This is a genomic window from Nocardia sp. NBC_01388 (genome assembly GCF_045040085.1).
Taxonomy (GTDB): Bacteria; Actinomycetota; Actinomycetes; order Mycobacteriales; family Mycobacteriaceae; genus Nocardia.
Window position 1 is genome coordinate 1,242,529 of sequence record NZ_CP109553.1, and the last position, 18,784, is coordinate 1,261,312.

Genomic DNA, 18,784 nt, shown 5'->3' on the forward strand with positions numbered 1-18,784 from the left:
AGGGCGGTCCTGACCAGTAGGTCTCAGGACCGCCCTCATCTTTTGTCGAGGTTCTTGGCACCGGTTTTGGCAACTTCCCGACATGCCTGCGCCCGCTCGGCGCGTGAAAACTGTGAAATGCTTTGGTACCAGGTGATTCTTGGTGGATCGAGCGGGACGCGGTGGGACCGTGCGATCGCTGGGGTGCCGACCCGGCGATCACGCGAAGCCGTCTGTGGGTAGTGGTTATGGTTGAGGCTGGACACTGGCTGGCCGCCGTCGTGTCGGTGTGAATCTATGGGGTGGCACGCATCATTCGATGGGGAGTGCTGAGCCGGTGAGTATGGGGGCGATGGCGGTGCGCGCCAGGCGTTCTACGGCGGCGGGGTCGGTGAGGTCGATGGTGAGGCTGGGGACGGCCAGATAGCCGAGCGCGAGGTGGATGAGCGCGTCGGCTTGGAGGTCGGGGTCGCCGGGTGGGAGGGTCCCGGTGGCTTGTGCGTGCGCGATATTCGCGCGGAATGCCTTGTGGGCCAGACTCATCGGTGACGGGTCGCCGTGGCCGAGCGCTTGGATGAGTTCGCCGCGGCGGTGGGGGTCGTCGGTGGCGAACAGGGGGTGATCCATCAGGTGCAGGCAGGCGGCGAAGGCTTCGACGACTTGGTCGGCGGGGTCGGTGACGGTCTGGAAGCGCTCGGCGAGAGTGTCCAGGAGCCGGGCGAATTCGCGGGCGAGAGCGCGTTCGAACAGTTGATCCTTGCCGCCGAAGCGGCGGAAAAGTGTGGCGCGCCCGACGCCTGATTCCGCGGCGACCTCGTCCATGGTGGCTTCTCGGGTGCCGCGGCGGGCCAGGACGGTCAGAGCCGCGTCCAAGACCTGATCGTCCCGGTCGGTGGTGGCGGATCCGGCGCGCAGGACGTGGCTCACCGCGCGGGTGAGCAGGTTGGACAGCGGTGCGCCTGGTCTCGTCACACGCACATCTTGACACGTGAGACGACTATCGGTCTAATAATCTCATTCGAGACTAATGATGGACTAGTAGTCTCATCTCGACGACGAGAGGTGATTGTCACCGTGAGTGGTTCCGGCACGACGGACGCGCAGGCCGAGGGCGGTGCGGCACTGTTCTCGACGGAGTTCGCCAAGCACGTGCACGCGAGTGTGCGGATGGATGTCGCCGCCGAGACCGTCGCGGCATACCTCACCGATCCGGGTCGGTTCGGTGAGTGGCTGACGTTGCACGGGGGCTTCCGTGGCGAAGCGCCGGCGGGGGCGCTTCCGGGGATGGCGTTCGCCGAGCGGGTCAGCTTCATGGGAATTCCGGCCGACGTCGACTGGACCGTGATCGCGGTGAGCGATCGCGTCCTGGAACTGCACGGCGTGGGCCCGATGGGTATGACACTGGGCTTCCGGCTCGGCGTACGCGCGGACGCGGAGGGGGCGACCGCGCGTTTCGACGCCGGGATTTCCGGTGAGCCGGTGGCGGGCCCGCTCGGGGCATCGCTGGCACGGAGTCTGGGCGAGGAGGTGCAACGCTCGCTCGACGGTCTGCCCGACGCGCTGGCGGCGGCCGGTGCCGACACCCCTCACCGGGCCGGGAAACCGGTGCTGCACAAGGCTTCCGGAACGCTGTTGCCGCCGAACACGCCGGTGCTGGTGGGGGCGGGGCAGATCGTGCGGCGCGAACCGGATGCGGCACTGGAGGATCCGTCGACGCTGGCGGTGGCCGCGCTGCGCCGGGCCGCCGTCGATGCCGGTGCCGAGGCCGACCTATTGGCTGCCGCGGATGCGGTGTTCGCGGTCGCGTGCACCTCCTGGCAGTACCGCGATCTGGGCGCACTGGTCGCCGCGGAGATCGGCGCGATGCACGCGGAGACGGTGCAGTCCAGTCCCTTCGGCGGTGATGGTGGCCAGTTACTGGTGAACGTCGCGGCGCAGGCCGTCGCCGACGGCGACTACGAGATCGTGTTGCTCACCGGTGCGGAAGCGGGAGCGACGCTTGCCGCCGCGCGCCGGGCGAGCACCGAAGTCCTCTGGCCCGAACAAGATTCGCAGGTGTCGCCGACCCGGACTATCGGCGTGGACAAGGCCGCCAACAACGACGCCGAAACCGCCGTCGGGCTGGGCGTGCCGATCTACATGTACGGACTGCTGGAATCGGCCGTGCGGCATCGACTGCGCCGCGCGCCCAAGGAGCATCTGCGGGCGGTCGGCGAACTGTGGTCGGGCTTCTCGGCGGTGGCCGCGGAAAATCCGAATGCGTGGCTGCCCAAGGAGTTCGGCGCGGACGAGCTGATCACCCCGGCTACGGATAACCGCATGATCTCCGCGCCCTACACCAAGCTGCTGTGTGCGAACTTGCAGGTCGACATGGCCAGCGGGCTCATCCTGTGCAGCGCGGCGGCCGCCGAGGCTGCCGGTATCCCGCAGGAGAAGTGGGTCTTCGTGCACGCGGGGGCGTCCGGCCACGACGAATGGTTCGTTTCCGAGCGCGCGGCCCTGGCGGAGTCACCGGCGGTGCGCACGCTCGGCGACGCGGTGCTCGGGCACGCCGGGATCACCGTCGATCAGATCGGACCGGTGGATCTGTACGCCTGCTTCCCGGCGGCGGTGCAGATCGCCGCTCACGAACTGGGGCTATCCGCTGACGACCCCGATCGACCGCTGACAGTGACCGGTGGTCTGACCTTCGGGGGTGGGCCGGGCAACAACTACGGCAGCCACGCCGTCGCCACCATGGTGCAGCGGCTGCGCGAGAATCCTGAAACCTATGGTCTCACCACCTCTCTGGGCTGGTACGCCACCAAGCACGCGATCGGCGTCTACTCCGCGTTCCCACCTGCCCGTCCGTACGCCCATCTGGCCCCGATCGTGCAGAACCCCCCATCGCGCCCGGCACGCACCGGCTATCAGGGTCCGGCAGTCATCGAGGCGTACACCTTGCCGTACGACCGGGCCGGTGACCCGGAGGCGGCGATCGTCAGCCTCATCGCCTCCGATGGCGCGCGGGTGCTGGTGCGCACCACGCAGCAGGCGGTCCTGGGGAAACTGATCGAGGGTGACGCCTTGGGACTCCCGGTGACCGTCGACGGCGATGACATCACTTTCACGGGAACCGATTCGGTGGATCTGCCCGCACCGCCGCCCGCTCCGGTCCTGGTGGAACGGCGTGGCCCGGTCACGATCATCACGCTGAACCGGCCGCAGGTTCGCAACGCGGTGAATCTTGCCATGGCCACCGCGTTGGAGCGTGCCCTCGATGCCTTCGACGCCGACCCGACCGCGCAGGTCGCCATCGTGACCGGCGCGGGCGGATACTTCAGCGCCGGAATGGATCTCAAGGCCGCCGCGCGGGGTGAAGTGCCTATGACCGAAGGTCGAGGGCCGCTGGGTATCGCGGGACGGCCACCGCGCAAACCATTGATCGCCGCCGTGGAGGGCCCGGCCCTGGCCGGTGGTTGCGAGATCGCGCTGGCCGCGGATCTCATTGTCGCGGCACGTGATTCGCAGTTCGGCATTCCCGAGCCCAAGCGCGGTCTGGTGGCCGCCGGGGGCGGTGTGTACCGGTTGCGGGAGCGGTTGCCGCGCAATATCGCGATGCAGCTGGCGCTGACCGGCGATCCCCTGCCCGCGACCCGGCTCGCGGAATTCGGGCTGGTGAACGTGCTCACCGAACCCGGCGCAGCACTGGCGGCAGCGCTGGAACTCGCCGCGCGCATCGGCGAGAACGCGCCGCTGAGCCTGCTGGCGAGCAAGCAGATCATCGATGAGACCACCGACTGGAGCAGCGCCGAGGCTTTCACCCGCCAGCACGACATCGCTTCCCTCGCATTGTTTTCCGAAGACGCCGCGGAGGGCGTGCGCGCATTCGCCGAGAAGCGCGCCCCCGTATGGCACGGACGGTAAGGACACCACACCCATGAACGAATTCGACACCCCCGAACGGAAGCTGCTGCGCGACACCGTGCACCGCTTCGTCGACAAAGAGGTCTACCCGCACCTGCAGGACTGGGAGAGCGCGGGCGCGCTGCCGCGTGAGCTGCATCGCACAGCCGCCGACGCCGGTCTGCTCGGCATCGGCATCCCCGAGGAGATGGGCGGACAGGGCGGCGACATCCTCGACGTCGTCGTGGCCACCGAGGCCTGGTTCGAAGCCGGCGGCTCCTCGGGCGCGCAGTCGGCGCTGTTCACCCTCGGCATCGCCACCCCGCACATGGTCGCCTCCGGCGACGAGTATCTGATCGACCGTTACGTGCGGCCTACCGCCGCGGGGGAGAAGATCGGCTCGCTCGGCGTCACCGAACCCGAAGCGGGCTCCGATGTGGCCGCCCTGCGCACCACCGCGGTCCGCGACGGCGACCACTATGTGGTCAACGGCGCCAAAACCTTCATTACCTCCGGTACCCGCGCGGACTTCGTCACCACCGCGGTGCGCACCGGCGACGCGGGATACGCCGGCATCAGCCTGCTCGTGATCGACACCGACACAACGGGATTCGCGGTCTCGCGCACCCTCGACAAGATGGGCTGGCGCTGCTCGGACACCGCCGAGCTGACCTTCACCGACTGCCGGGTGCCCGCCCGCAATCTGATCGGGCCCGAGAACGGCGGCTTCGCGCAGCTCATGCGGCAGTTCGCCGCCGAGCGACTCGGCGTGGCCGTGCACGCCTACGGCATCGCCGCACGCGCCCTGGACCTCACCGTGGACTACACCCGGGCGCGCGCCACCTTCGGCAAGCCGCTGATCAAACGGCAAGTGGTGCAACACAAGCTGGTCGAGATGCGCCAGCGCGTCGAGCTCGCCCGCACCTACACCCGCCACGTCGCGGCCCGCTACGCCGCGGGGGAGCAGGTTATCGGGGAGGTGTGCCTGGCCAAGAACGCGGCCGTGGACGCCTGCAAGTACGTGGTCGACGAGGCGGTCCAGCTGCACGGCGGCATGGGCTACATGCGCGAGAGCGAAGTGGAACGGCACTACCGCGATGCGCGCATCACCGGAATCGGCGGCGGTGCCAGCGAAGTCCTGTCCGACCTCGCAGCCAAGATCTTCGGCTACACCGCCTGAGACCCACTCGTCGACGACTGCAACGGAGCAGAAGGAAGATGACACCACCCCCCAGCAGCGCCGCGGCACCGAGGCCGGTCGCGCCCGTGATCGTGGAATTCCCCCGGACGAGCTGGCAATCCTACGGCTTGGCGGGGCTCACACGCGCCGCCCTGCGCCCGGTCGCCGACCGCTGGCCACACACCCCGCGCGGGCTGGCCACCGTGGACCGCATCGCCGCCCGCGCCGGTCGCGCCGCCGGACGGCTACACGGACGGCGAACGCGAGAACACTTCCGCACCACCACGATCGCCGGAATACCGGCGCTCATCGTGCGGGCACCGGCGATCGAGGCACCCGAACGCACCGTCCTGCATTTCCACGGTGGCGGATTCGTCTTCGGTAACCCGGACATGTACCGGGATTTCGCGCTGCGCCTGTCGGTCGCGGCCCGCGCCGAGGTGGTGTTGTTCGACTACCGGCATCCGCCGCACGCCGACGTGGACCATATGAGCGCGGACTGCCTGAACGTCTACCGCTGGGCGCTGGAACACACCGCGCCGCAACGCCTTGTCACCTCCGGCGACTCGGCGGGCGGCAACCTCATGTTCGGCACCCTCGCCACCGCCCGCGATGCCGGACTGGCGATGCCGTCGGCGGCCCTGGCGCAGTCGGCCTGGCTGGACCTGACCCACCGGCATCCGCGTCGCGCCCCGATCGACGCCTTCTTCTCCTTGCGGTTCGCCGGTCGTTCCGTGCGCCTGCTGCGCACCGAGGAGCAGCTGCCCGCACAGGTGCGTCCGCTGGAGCTGGATCTGCGCGGACTACCGCCGGTCCTGCTGCAGGTCGGCGCGGAGGAGCCGCTCCGCGAGGCCAATATGCAGATGGCGAATCGGCTGGGGGCCCAAGGCGTTTCGGCCGAGCTGCAGTTGTGGCGGCGGCAGGTGCACGTGTTCCAGGCCTTCGCCGCGATGCTGCCCGAAGCGCGGGCCGCGTTCGCCGAGACCACCGTCTTCCTGAACAACCTGGCGGGCGCCTCCGCCCCGTCGACTCGAAGGAGTCTGTCATGACCGAACCCGCCGCGAGCACGCTGTGTGAAGCCTTCCAGCGCACCGCGATCCGCCTGCGCGATCGAGTCGCGCTGCGCACACCCGGTGACGGGCAATCCATCACGTGGGGCGAGTACGCCCGGCGAGTGGAGTCCATCGCCGCCGGACTGGCGAATCTCGGTGTCGGACACGGCGACACCGTCGCGCTGATGCTCACCAACCGGCCCGAATTCCATCTGGTGGACGCCGCGGCCATGCACCTGGGTGCGGTGCCGTTCTCGATCTACAACACCAACCCGCCCGAGACCATCGCCTACCTGCTGGGCAATGCCGGCAGCCGGGTGGTGATCACCGAACCCCAGTTCCTGCCGCAGCTCACCGCTGCGATGGCGGCGGGCGGACCGGTCGAGCACGTGGTGCTCGTGGACGGCTCGGCTCCCGAGGCGGCGACACTGGCGCAGGTCGAGCGCAATCCGCTGCCGGACTTCGATTTCGAGGCGTCCTGGCGTGCGGTCGAAGCATCGGACGTGCTGACCATGATCTACACCTCCGGCACCACGGGCACCCCGAAGGGCGTCGAGTTGACGCACGCGAACATCGTGGCCAATATCGACGGTGCGCGTGAGGTCGTCACGCCCGGTATCGGCCATCGCCTGGTGTCGTATCTGCCGGACGCGCACATCGTCAACCGCTGGGCCTGCCATTACTTCCCGATGGTGGACGGCAGTGTGGTCACCGATCTGGCGAACCCGAGAGAGATCGTCACCGCGCTGACCGATGTGCGGCCGACGGCGTTCGTAGCCGTGCCGCAGATCTGGTACAAGATCAAATCCGCGATCGACGCGCAGCTGGCCGCCGAGCCGAGTCCGATCAAGAAGACCCTGGGCAACTGGGCCGTGGCCATCGGCCGCGACAAGGCACGCGCGGAGACCACCGGCGGCAGCGTCTCACCGCTGCTGGCAGCACAGTACCTGGTGGCAGATCGGCTGGTGCTGTCCAGGATTCGCGCCACGCTCGGCCTGGACCAGCTCATCGCCGGCGCCACCGGGGCCGCACCCATCGCACGCGAGGCACACGAGTTCGTTCTCGGCCTCGGATTGCCGATCAGCGAGGTGTTCGGCATGTCGGAGCTGTCCGCGATCGCAACCATCAACCGGCGCGGCAAGATGCGCCTCGGTACGGTCGGCACGCCGGGACTGGGCGTGCAGGTCGCGCTCGCCGACGATGGTGAGCTGCTGGTCCGCGGCCCCATCGTGATGAAGGGGTACCGCAACGATCCGGTCAAGACCGCCGAGGCCGTCGACGCCGACGGCTGGATGCACACCGGCGATATCGCCACCATCGACGCCGACGGCTACGTGAGCATCGTGGACCGCAAGAAGGAACTCATCATCAACTCGGGCGGAAAGAACATGTCGCCCAGCAAGATCGAGGGTCTGGTCAAGGTCGCGTGCCCGCTGGTCGGCTCGGTCGTGGCCATCGGCGACAACAAGCCCTACGTCACCGCCCTCATCACCCTCGAACCGGATACCGCCGCGGCCTACGCCGACCGGCACGGCCTGAATCCGGCCCCTGCGGTGCTGGCTGCCGATCCCGGCGTCATCGCGGCCATCGATGCCGGTGTGCGCGAGGCGAATACGAAGCTGGCGCGGGTCGAGCAGGTCAAGAAGTTCACGGTGCTGCCGGTGACGTGGGAGCCGGGAAGCGCTGAGTTGACGCCGACCATGAAGCTCAAACGCAAGCCCATCGCCGAGAAGTACGCCCATGACATTGCCGCCCTCTACAGCGGGAAATGACCATGGCAACCTCGGTTCTGATCATCGGCACCGGCTTCGGCGGCCTGGCGATGGCACTGGAACTCAAACGCGCCGGACTTGAGGACTTCACCATCCTCGAACAGGCCGACGAGGTGGGCGGGGTATGGCGCGACAACACCTATCCCGGTGCGGGCTGCGATATCCCCTCCCCGTACTACTCCTATTCCTTCGCGCCGAATCTCGAATGGCCCAGACGGTTTTCGCGGCAAGCCGACATCCTGCGCTACATCCGCGAGATCGTCGACGAGTACGGGCTGCGCCCGCACATCCGGTTCGGCACCGAGGTGACCGCCGCGGCCTTCGACACCGGCAACGGCCGGTGGGCAGTGGACACCAATACCGGAATACGTTACGAGGCCGACGTTTTCGTGCCCGCGGTCGGCCAGTTGTCGCGGCCTTCGATTCCGAACATTCCGGGCCGGGACAACTTCACCGGCAGCGCCTTCCATTCGGCGCGCTGGCGGCACGATATCGACCTGCGCGGCAAGCGCGTCGCGGTGATCGGCACGGGCGCGAGCGCCATCCAGTTCGCTCCGCAGATTCAGCCGGATGTGCAGCGGCTGACCCTCTTTCAACGATCGGCACCCTACATAGCGCCGAAGCCGGATACGACCTACCGGACATGGCAGCACCGCCTGTTCCGGTTGGTTCCGGCCGTGCAGAAGGCCGAACGATTCGGGTTCTGGTCGTTCTTCGAGATCTCCACCCTCGGGATCCTCGGCAACAAGGCCATCGCGCGGGCGGGGGAGCGAGTCGCGCTCGGGCATCTGCGCAAACAGGTGCCGGACCCGGCCCTGCGCGCGAAACTCACCCCCGACTACGCGCCCGGATGCAAACGGGCGCTGTTCTCCAACAACTACTTTCCCGCGTTGACCCAGCCCAACGTGCACGTGGAAACCGGCCGCATCGCCGAGATCACCGCGACCGGAGTCCGCACCGCCGACGGCGTGCACCACGACGCCGACGTCATCGTCTACGGCACCGGCTTCACCGCCCAGGAGTTCCTGGCCCCCATCAAGGTCACCGGTCTCGGCGGACGCGACCTGCGGGAGAACTGGTCCGAGGGAGCCCGAGCGTATCTGGGCATGAGCGTGCCCGGGTTCCCGAATATGTTCCTGATGTACGGGCCCAACACCAATATCGGCGCGGGATCGATCATCTACATGCACGAGCGCCAAGCCCGCTACATCCGCCGGCTGGTCGAATACCTCGACACCCATCCGCGCCGATACCTGGACGTTCGCACCGAGGTCGAACAGCGCTACGACACCGAGATCCAGCAGCGTCTCGACCGCAGCGCCTGGACCTCCTGCGCCAGCTGGTACCGCGCCGAGAGCGGCCGGGTCTCCACCAATTGGCCCGGCCTGGTCTCGGAATACTCCCGCCGCACCCGCCACCCCGACCCCGGCGACTACCGCATCGTCTCGCTAGGAGCATCATGAAATTCGACTACGACGTGCTGGTCATCGGCTCCGGATTCGGCGGCAGCGTCACCGCACTCCGGCTGACCGAGAAGGGATATCGGGTCGGAGTCCTCGAATCCGGCCGCCGCTGGAGCGGTTCGGACTATCCGAAGTCCAATTGGAATCTGCGCAAATCGATCTGGATGCCGCGACTCGGGCTCACCGGCACACAGCGCATCAGCCTGCTCGGCAAGGTCACCCTCTTCAGCGGCGCGGGCGTCGGCGGCGGATCACTCATCTACGGCAACACCCTGTACGAGCCGCTGCCCAACTTCTACAGCGATCCGTCTTGGGCGCACATCACCGACTGGCACGACGAACTCGACCCCTACTACGACCAAGCCAAACGCATGCTCGGCGTGGCAGCCAATCCCCGCATGACCCCGGCCGACGAAGCGCTGCGCGAGGTCGCCGTCGAACTGGGCGTGGCGGACACCTTCCACCCGACCAATGTCGGGGTGTTCTTCGGCGAACCCGGAAAGACCGTGCCGGACCCCTACTTCGGCGGCGCCGGTCCCGAGCGCACCGGCTGTATCCACTGCGCCAACTGCATGACCGGCTGCCCTCACGGAGCCAAGAACACCACCACGACCAACTACCTGTACCTGGCCGAGCAGGCCGGGGCACAGGTGCATCCGATGACCACGGTCACCGACCTGCGCCCCCTGTCCGGCGGCGGATACGCGGTCACCACGCAACGCTCCGGCGCCCTGATTCGCAAGCAGCGCACCGACTTCACCGCCGAACAGGTGGTGTTCTCCGCCGCCGCGCGCGGCACCCACCAGCTGCTGCACAAGCTGCGCGACACCGGACGCCTACCCGCACTCTCACCACGACTGGGCGAGCTGACCCGCACCAACTCCGAAGCGGTCCTGACCGCGACCAGCCGCAGCCGAACCGACTTCGCACAGGGCGTGGCCATCACCTCCTCGATCCACCCCGAACCCAACACCCACATCGAGGTCTGCCACTACGGCAAGGGACAGAACGCGCTGTTCCCCATGACCACCCCGATGATCGACGGCGGCCCGCTGCGCTGGCTGCGGTTCCTGCTGCTGGTGCTCGCACACCCGCTGCGACTGCTGCGTTCGATCAACATCCGCCGGGCATCCGAGCGCTCGGTGATCCTGCTGGTCATGCAGTCACTGGACAATTCACTGACCTCCTTCGGCAAGAAGGGCCTGTTCGGTTACCGGCTCTCCACCCGCCAAGGCGAAGGCGAAACCAACCCGACCTGGATACCTATGGGCCACAAGGCCAATCGCCTCTACGCCGACAAGATCGAGGGCGACGCCTTCGGCATGGTCATGGACGTGTTCAACGTCCCCTCCACCGCGCACTACATCGGCGGCTGCCCGATGGGCGACGCGTCGAACGAGAGCGTCATCGACCCGTACCACCGCATCCACGGCTACCCGGGCCTGCACGTCATCGACGGCTCCGCGGTCTCGGCCAACCTCGGCGTGAACCCCTCGCTGACCATCACCGCCATGTCCGAACGCGCCTGCGCCCTGTGGCCGAACAACGGACAGCCCGACCCCAGACCCGCACTCGGCCAACCATATCGGCGTATCGAACCCACCGCGCCGCAGCTGCCCGTCGTCCCCGCCGCCGCCCCCGGCGCGCTGCGACTGCTACCGCTGACAGTGCTCACGGAGGCGAAAACCCAACAGCCGCAGGCCCAGTGACCGCGTTGTTCCCACGCAGGAGGAGAAACCCGCACATGAACCTCGACCTCACCGGCCGCAAGGTCGCCATCACCGGCGCGGCCCGCGGCATCGGCCGCGCCACCGCGCAGGCATTCCTGCACAGCGGCGCCACGGTCGCACTCGGCGACATCGACCGCACACTGGTGGCGAAGACCGCGGCCGAACTCGCCGAACACACCGGCGGTCGCGCCGTGGGCCTCGCGCTGGACGTCACCGACCCGGACTCGTTCCAGCGGTTCCTCGACGCCGCCGAAACCGACCTGGGCGGGCTTGACGTCCTGGTCAACAATGCCGGAATCATGCCCACCGGGCCGTTTCTCGACGAACCTCTCGAGGTGTCCGACCGGCAACTCGATATCAACGTGCGCGGCGTACTCATCGGTTCCAAACTGGCGGGCCGGCGCTTCAGCGACCAGCGCCGCGGGCACATCGTGAACATCGCCTCCGTGGCCGGATTGATCGGCTCGCCGGGAGTGGCGACCTACTGCGCCACCAAACACGCCGTCGTCGGGCTCGGCACCGCCCTGCACCAGGAACTCGCCCCCGCCGGGGTCGCGGTCACCACCATCTGTCCCAGCTTCGTCAACACCGAACTCATCGAAGGCCTGGCCCCCAACTGGCTCAGCCGCAAGATCGCCTTCATCGAACCCGACGATGTCTCCCGCGCCATCGTCACCGCCGTCGCCAGTGGTCGTGGTGGCCGCCGAGTCGTACCCACGCGCAGCAGCATCGCGGCCGCCATACTCGCCCCGCTCCCGGAGGAACTGCGCAACCGGCTCTCACACCTGCTCGGCGCACACGACGTGATCCTCTCCGCCGATACCACCGCACGCGCCGACTACTTGCGCCGCGCCGAGAACAGGAAGGGCTGACATGACACCGGATACCCTCGACGTGCCCAAGCACGTCGCCGAACTGCGTGCCGCACAACCGGACTGGGAAGCACTCGGCGTACGCGGCCGGGTCCGCTGGGTGCGACGCTACGCGGACTGGCTCCTCGACAACGCCGACCGCATCACCGAAATACTCGCCTCCGAGGGCGGAAAACCCTTGGTGGAAGCCAAAATCGAATTCGCAGTGCCGGTGGACATCATCAAGTACTACGCCCGCAACGCCGAAAAATATCTCCGCCCAAACCATCCCGCACCACCGAACCTGCTCAACCGCGCCAAACGCGTCACCGTCACCCATCGTCCCTACCCGGTGGTCGCGGTCATCACGCCGTGGAACTTCCCGCTGGGCCTGTCCCTGATGGACTCCATTCCGGCCTTGCTCGCGGGTGCCGCGGTGGTCGTCAAACCCGCGCCCGCCACCCCCGGCGCGGTCCGGGCGGCCGTCGAAGGATGGGCCGAAATAGGTGCGCCACCGGTCTTCTCGGTGATCGCCGAGGGCGACGACGCCGGTCGAGCGCTGGTCGAAGAGGCCGACTACATCCAATTCACCGGCTCCACCGAGGTCGGCCGCAAAATCGCCCAGCGCTGCGGCGAGCGCCTGATCCCCTACGGGCTCGAGCTCGGCGGCAAGGACCCGGCCATCGTGCTCGCCGACGCAGACCTCGACCACGCCGCCCGCGGCATCGCCTGGGGCGCCCTGGCCAACGCTGGGCAGATGTGCACCTCCGTCGAACGCGTCTACGTCCTTGACACCGTGCACGACGAATTCCTCGCCAAACTCACCGCCCACGTCCGCGGCCTGCGCCGCGACAGCGATGTCGGCCCGCTGGTCACCGAGGACCAATTCGCACTGGTATCAGGCCAGCTCGACGACGCCAGGGCAGCGGGTGCGCGCGTAATGGTCGGCGGTGGCACCGACCCTGAACGCCGCTGGATCGAGCCCACTGTCCTGGCCGAGGTCGACTCCACCATGGCCTGCGTGTGTGCGGAAACCTTCGGCCCGCTGATCCCCGTCATTCGCGTCTCCTCCGAGGACGAAGCCGTCGCAGCGGCCAACGCGACCGATTACGGCCTGTCCGCGAGCATTTGGACCAGCGACCGCCGCCACGGCGCACACCTCGCGGCCCGACTGGAAGCCGGCGCGGTCAACATCAATGACGCCCACGCCAACATCTTCTACTTCACCGCACCCATGGACGGCTGGAAGAACTCAGGCATGGGCGGTCGCCTCGGCGGCGCGGCCGGCATCCTCAAATACACCCGCCCCCAAACAGTCACCAAACCCCGCGTCTCCGTCTCCTACCAGCGTCATCTGCTCTGGTATCCCTACACCCGCAAGCGCACCGAACTCGTCGGCCGACTCCTACGCGCCCTAGCGGCCACAGGCCGTCGTCGACTCGGATAACCCGGCACCGTCAGCACGCCGAATCCGTTCTGATTGGCAACGGATTCGGCAACCGGACACGGCGAAATCCACCGGGCCGGGTGGCACGCGGCGGACACGGCGGACGAATGGAACCCCGTTGACCAGCACAGAACGGGTTCCGGCGAACACGGCGGGACGGCGCGGGACGGGTCCTCGTTGGCTCATAACCAAGAGGTCGCAAGTCGGACTGCTGTGTCCGAGCCGGGGCAGCCGGATCGCGGTTGACGCCCGTACAGGTGATCCAGCCGAAACGGTGGAAATTGGGAAGAGTAAATGGGTTGCGTTGGCGAAAATTGCCAGTTCAGAAGGAGAAAAGTGCCAGTTCAGAATAGGTAAGCCCTCCAAGATGCTCCGCTCTGGGTTCGTGGGCTTCACATGCCGAGGCGATGCGGTCTCCCGGGTGAGGCAGGTTTGATGCGGCGGCGCGTGGTCGCGGCCGTCTTTCGGGGGGCCGGTGAACGTGGCGGCGGTGTGGCCGGGAGCGCGGTGGGGGGCGGGGGTGTGGTCGTGGATGTTGTGGTTGGGGTGCGGTGATGCGATTGTGCGGTGTCGATTCGTGTGCGGAGTTCGCTGGCGAAATCGGCGAGTTGTTCATCGCGGCCGGGATAGTCGGGGATCGGCCTGAACTGGTCGGGGTAGGGGCTGTCGGTGAGGGCACGGAATACGGCTGCGTGGGTGGGTTCGGAGTGAGGTAGACGGTGGTGGATCCATATGTCGGCGCGGTCGCGTAGCTCGCGTGCGGGATCGCCGGCGAGAAGCAGGGAAGCGCCCAGGTCGTTGTAGTTGTCGGTGGCAATGGCTGCGATCAATGTGTTGGTGTCGAGTTGGTAGGCGTCGGCGAGAGCGATGGTGTCCAGCAGGGCATTCCAGTGTCGGGAGTTGACCGCTAGCCGGTAGAGAACCGCAGGCATCGCGAGATAGAGCGCGCGATCGGTGTGGGTGTCGGCGAGTTGTTTGACATAGTCGTGGTAGTCGGAGTGCATGCGCGCCAGCCGTTCCGCGCTGACTGATGGAGGCCGGCGATCGGTATCGGCTTCCGCTAGGGGCACTAGTTCGATGGTGAGAGTTTCAACGGCGTTGAGCCGTGCTATGAACGCGATTGAGTCGTAACTATCTGTTGCAGCGAGAGTTTCGGCATGCCGGGGGACACTACTGGGAAGATCCGGGCGCTGGATTTCGTCGGAATTCGGGAGATTGTCGGGCGAGGCAGGCGGCACGTTCTGACGATTTTCGGTGTCGGGGAGGGTGGTGTCGGCGTTCGGGCCGAGGAGCCTTCGCCGAAGTTCGTGTGCGTAGTTGCGCAGTGCGGTGTCCATGCCGCGCCATGGTCTGGGCACTGGCAGGAACGGGCTTGGGTAGGGGGCATCGCGCAAGGCGCGGAAGCGTTTTGCTGCAGGCGTGGTCAGGATCGGCAGAGCGTTGAGTCGTGCGATGAGGTTCGTGATAGCGGAAAAGTCTGTCGTGGTGAGGGTTTCGACAGGGGCAATGGTGATCGGGTTGGGTACGGGTGAGAGGTGTTGTTGGATCCAGCGGTCGGCGCGGGAGCGTAGTAGGGCGGCGGTGTCGCGGGCGGTGACCAGTGATTCGCCGAGGTCTTCGAGGTTGTTGGTAGCGATGGCGGTGACGAGTGCGCTGGTGTCGAGGTGGTGGGCGTCGGCGAGTGCGATGGTGTCGAGCAGATCTTGGTAGTTCGGCGAGTTTTTGGCCTCGTGGAGGAACACGGCGGGGAGTGCTCGGTTGAGTAGATGTTCGGCGCGTGCATCGGCCAGGAGTTGGTAGGCGTGCTGGTAGTTGACGCGAATACGGTGGTCGGCGGCGGTTTGTTCTTCGCGCATGATGTCGGTCGCGGAGCGGTTGTCGTCCTCGCGGGCCAGGACACGGGCGAAGCAGCGGAAGGGTTCCCCCGGGTCGTCGGGTTGCTGGTCGCCGGAGATATCGATGAGGGCGTCGGTGGCGAGGAAGAGTTGGTTGAGGTCGGTGCCGCGGGTCAGGCCGACGTAGGCCAAGGCGCGGCCGAGGGTGTCGTTGAGCAGGGTGTAGGCGTGGCGGACGGTGATGCCTTGGGAGCGATGGATGGTGCTGGCGTAGCCGAGTTCGACGTGCTCGGCGATGTAGTCCGGTGGCAGGGTGAGGTGTCCGTGATGGCCGATGCCGGTGACGGTGATCGAGCCGTCGATGTGGATCCGGCCGATGTGCCAGAGGTCGCCGTTGTCGACTCCGGTGCCTTGGCGGTGCCCGCCGATGACCTTGAGGCGGGTGTTGTTGAGGCGGGTGACGACGGTGTCGCCGAGGTACCCGGTGTGTCTGTCGGACAATAATATTCGGCCGCCGTCTGTGCGTACCCGGCCGGCGGTGAGGTGGGCTGCTTGGGCGGCCGTATTGAGCGCGGAGACGTCCAGTAAGGTCGCGGCGATCATGACCGAGGAGATTCCGGCGTCGGTATCGGCCAAGTGAGCGGACAGGATCGCGGTGCGAAGTTCGTCGTTGAGGCCGTGGGTGACGCGACCATGGCTGTCGTAGAACTCCCATGCTTTCTGCGCGTTTCCCGCCCGCATTGCCAGGGTTGCTTCGGCTTCCTCGGGATCGGCAAAGCGCACCAACTCCGTGAGTGTGGGTGAGCGGGTGTCGCGGGCGATGGTGCGGATGATGCCACCGGATTCGACCGCAGAGAGTTGTTCGGGGTCGCCGACGCCGCGGATGACCGCGCCGTGGGTGTCGGCCAGGGCGAGCAGGTCATCGAGGTCGAAGGTGGCGGCCATGGCGGCCTCGTCGATGAGAAGCATTGCGCCAGGAGTGATCCCGGTCGGCACACCGTAGCTGGCTTGGGCGAGGAGTTTGTGGATGGTCCGGGCCGGAACGCCGAGACTGGCCGACAGTTCCCGGGCCGCCGACGCTGACGGCGCCAGGGCGATAACATCACGCCCGCTAGCACGCCACACTGTGGCGACGGCCTTCATCGCGGTGGTTTTGCCGCTGCCGGCGGGTCCGATCGCGACCGCTAATTTCGTTGCGGCCGTGCACAGATGACGCGCGATGGCGCGCTGCCCCGGATTGAGAACACGTCCACCACCGCGTTGGATTCGTGCGATCGCCGCGTCGACTTTTCGGGCGGGAACAGCGACGGTGCTCGGGGTGCGGGCGGCCTCCAGGAGTCGGGTTTCCGCATCCAGGACAGCCCGGCTGGTCCAGCGGGCAGTGCCGGTGGCGGTGAAAATACTTTCCCCCGAGGCGCGGGCCATGGCGGCGGGAACCGGATCGGGATCGATGGTCAGGAGAATCGAATGGTGATCACGCACAGCGACGGTGATCGCTTCCACGGCCGCGCGATGCGCGGTGTCGCTGCCGAAATCACACAGCCCGACCCGGTCTTCGACGGCAGAGCGGATATTGGCTTCGGTCCAGGTCGCGCGGCGCCGTCCCACTGTGTCAGTGACCTCGACCGCGATCGCCGCCGGGTCGTAGACTGCGCGACGCCGTGCGAGGCATGTGGCGTCGATGCGGTCGAGCAGCGCCTCCTCAGGGTCGCAAGTCAGCCGCGCCGACAGAGTTCGGGCCGCGTCAGCGATAGCCTGGGGTGTGCCGAATTGGTATCGGCTGAGTTGGTTAGTGATTGCTTGCTGCAGCTGTAGTGGTGTGGCGGTGAGCAGTTCGGCGACACCACCGAGCCCGATACCGATCTGCACGATGGCGTCGTCGGGATCGAACGGTCGGGGTGCGTCGGGATGGTTGTGAGCCCACAACAGGTCCTCGACGAACTGTTGCCCACCGCGCCCGCGGCCGAACACACAGCGGAACCGGGCATCCCATTCGCCGATCATCTGCCGCAGCGCCTTCGGCAATGGTTTGCCCGCACGGGTTTGCAGAGTGGCCTGCTGGGCGAGCTTGTACTGGGTGACCTTGCTCGGGGTGCAACCGTGGCTGCTGCGGTAGTCGGCGACGAGGTCCTCGAAGCGCACGAGAATGTCCTCGCGACGGGAGAATTCGGCGACCATCTCCTCGCCGACACCGACCACTTCCAGGACAGGTTGTTTGCCTCGGCCGCGGGTGCGTTCCTCGAACCGTAACCCCATGCGCCGCTTCAATTTCCCGACGATGGTCGCGTTGTAGCGGCACGAGAGCGACACTGTCGCCGCGTACAACGCGCGCGCATCCAGCGCCGACCACTTGCCGTCGGAGCCGAGAACCTTTCCCGAAATCACCGCATGCGTGTGGGGATTCATGTCCCCGGCGCGATTGTCGAAGTGGGTGAACGCGGCGATGATCAGCCCGGTCGCATCGATCTGCCTGACCCCGTTCGCGCCGCGGCGGGTCACCGCGTACCGGGATTCGGCGAATTCCAGGACCTCCCGCACGGCCTCGATATGGCATTGCCAGATTTCGCGGCGCACCGCATGCGACCCGAGTCCCCACAGGATGCTGATGGACTTCTGCGGGGTGAACACGTTGTCGAACCCGGCCACCGCCTTGCGGGTCTCGGCTTTCTCGGCGGCGAGTGCGTGGTCGATTTCGGCGCGTCTGGGAGCGCGGCCGAGCACGGTGGTGAGGTGTTCGCGGGCGGCGTCGGTGTGCAGGATCGTGCGCTCGTCCCAGTCCGGGCGCCGCCGCTGCACGAAAGTGAACTCGGCCAATTTGCGGTCGAGAATGTCGCGAATCGGTGAGGGTTCGGTGGAGAATTCGTAGAACATTCGGCCGATCTGCGCGGCCTCGATGGCTTGCTTCACGGTCTTTCCGTCCGCTATTGCAGTGGCAATGATGGTATCGGCGTCCGGATTCAAACCCTCGCCGAAGAGCGCTTTCATCTGCGCCTCGGTCACCATTCCCGACAGGCCGAGTTCGGTCGCGCCCCGGCCCATCCATATTCCGGGTGGAGTGCCGTGCTCGGTGTAATAGTCGGTGAGGTCGCGGGTGCGGTCGCGCAGGCGATCTCCGCTGGCCACTTGCCTGGTCAGGTACTCGTAGCCGTCTCCGGCGTGTAAGCGGTGAAGGGTCATCATCTCATCGAAAGTAGCGCGAAAAACCGCACTACATAAGACATTACCCGTGAGTAGCATTGAAAATGCAAGAGGTGTGTAGAAATGGATAAAAGAACCCATATGGGATCTGATGGAATGGGAATTGGAAGGTTGCAGGTAATGGTGTGGAGATGGAATCTTGGGAAGTGGAGATGAGGATTATGGAAGAAGGTTGAATGCGTGAAAGCGCAAGGTCCGGGCCGCCGGGCGGCTGGACAGGAAGGGATGGTGTGAGATGGCAGAGAAGCCGAATGCGCGCAAGTGGGCGCGGGAGGTGACAGCGCGGCTGATGGCCGAGCAGGCATGTGCGTTGCGGGAGAACGAAACCGATCTGACGGAATTCCGCAAGCAGCACAGCCGATGGGAACGAGCGGCGCAACGGCGAGATGCCG

10 protein-coding genes are annotated in these 18,784 nt (G+C 66.9%); 8 read left to right on the top strand and 2 right to left on the bottom strand.

Translation table 11 applies throughout. The features are described from left to right. Positions 1–291: 291 nt before the first annotated feature. Entirely contained in the window at positions 292–951 is a 660-nt protein-coding gene (locus tag OG716_RS05840) for a TetR/AcrR family transcriptional regulator (RefSeq protein WP_405136668.1), read from the bottom strand. 102 nt (positions 952–1,053) lie between these two features. Here OG716_RS05840 and OG716_RS05845 point away from each other — a divergent pair, with 102 nt between their 5' ends. The 8 genes from OG716_RS05845 to OG716_RS05880 are packed head-to-tail and all read left to right on the top strand — an operon-like array spanning position 1,054 to position 13,359. After that, the gene (locus tag OG716_RS05845) at positions 1,054–3,885 is read left to right on the top strand and encodes a crotonase/enoyl-CoA hydratase family protein (RefSeq protein WP_405136669.1); all 2,832 of its coding nucleotides are present in this window, start codon (positions 1,054–1,056) and stop codon (positions 3,883–3,885) included. A gap of 13 nt (positions 3,886–3,898) precedes the next feature. After that, positions 3,899–5,044 (top strand): acyl-CoA dehydrogenase family protein, encoded by a 1,146-nt coding sequence (locus OG716_RS05850; RefSeq protein WP_405136670.1) that lies wholly within the window; start codon positions 3,899–3,901, stop codon positions 5,042–5,044. A gap of 38 nt (positions 5,045–5,082) precedes the next feature. Next, complete coding sequence (locus OG716_RS05855; protein WP_405136671.1) at positions 5,083–6,093, top strand: alpha/beta hydrolase; 1,011 nt, start codon at positions 5,083–5,085, stop codon at positions 6,091–6,093. Further along, the gene (locus OG716_RS05860) at positions 6,090–7,868 is read left to right on the top strand and encodes an AMP-dependent synthetase/ligase (RefSeq protein WP_405136672.1); all 1,779 of its coding nucleotides are present in this window, start codon (positions 6,090–6,092) and stop codon (positions 7,866–7,868) included. Before OG716_RS05855 ends, OG716_RS05860 begins: the two co-directional genes overlap by 4 nt. A 2-nt stretch (positions 7,869–7,870) precedes the next feature. Further along, on the top strand, positions 7,871–9,331 hold the full coding sequence (locus OG716_RS05865) for a flavin-containing monooxygenase (RefSeq protein WP_405136673.1): 1,461 nt from the start codon (positions 7,871–7,873) through the stop codon (positions 9,329–9,331). Beyond that, positions 9,328–11,040, top strand: a complete 1,713-nt coding sequence (locus tag OG716_RS05870) for a GMC oxidoreductase (RefSeq protein ID WP_405136674.1) — start codon at positions 9,328–9,330, stop codon at positions 11,038–11,040. The genes OG716_RS05865 and OG716_RS05870 overlap by 4 nt, the downstream gene beginning before the upstream one ends. A gap of 35 nt (positions 11,041–11,075) precedes the next feature. Further along, entirely contained in the window at positions 11,076–11,933 is an 858-nt protein-coding gene (locus tag OG716_RS05875; RefSeq protein WP_405136675.1) for an SDR family oxidoreductase, read from the top strand. Between the two features lies 1 nt (position 11,934). Next, positions 11,935–13,359: an aldehyde dehydrogenase family protein gene (locus OG716_RS05880; protein ID WP_405136676.1), complete on the top strand. Its 1,425-nt coding sequence runs from the start codon at positions 11,935–11,937 to the stop codon at positions 13,357–13,359. Between the two features lie 392 nt (positions 13,360–13,751). Here the strand turns inward: OG716_RS05880 and mobF are convergent, their stop codons facing one another. Further along, entirely contained in the window at positions 13,752–18,374 is a 4,623-nt protein-coding gene (gene mobF / locus OG716_RS05885; RefSeq protein WP_405136677.1) for a MobF family relaxase, read from the bottom strand. Positions 18,375–18,784 lie beyond the last annotated feature (410 nt).

Coding starts and splice junctions, on each gene's coding strand:
- OG716_RS05850 (WP_405136670.1), top strand. CDS start 3,899: ATGAACGAATTCGACACCCCCGAACGGAAGCTGCTGCGCGACACCGTG.
- OG716_RS05855 (WP_405136671.1), top strand. CDS start 5,083: ATGACACCACCCCCCAGCAGCGCCGCGGCACCGAGGCCGGTCGCGCCC.
- OG716_RS05860 (WP_405136672.1), top strand. CDS start 6,090: ATGACCGAACCCGCCGCGAGCACGCTGTGTGAAGCCTTCCAGCGCACC.
- OG716_RS05865 (WP_405136673.1), top strand. CDS start 7,871: ATGGCAACCTCGGTTCTGATCATCGGCACCGGCTTCGGCGGCCTGGCG.
- OG716_RS05870 (WP_405136674.1), top strand. CDS start 9,328: ATGAAATTCGACTACGACGTGCTGGTCATCGGCTCCGGATTCGGCGGC.
- OG716_RS05875 (WP_405136675.1), top strand. CDS start 11,076: ATGAACCTCGACCTCACCGGCCGCAAGGTCGCCATCACCGGCGCGGCC.
- OG716_RS05880 (WP_405136676.1), top strand. CDS start 11,935: ATGACACCGGATACCCTCGACGTGCCCAAGCACGTCGCCGAACTGCGT.
- mobF (WP_405136677.1), bottom strand. CDS start 18,374: ATGATGACCCTTCACCGCTTACACGCCGGAGACGGCTACGAGTACCTG.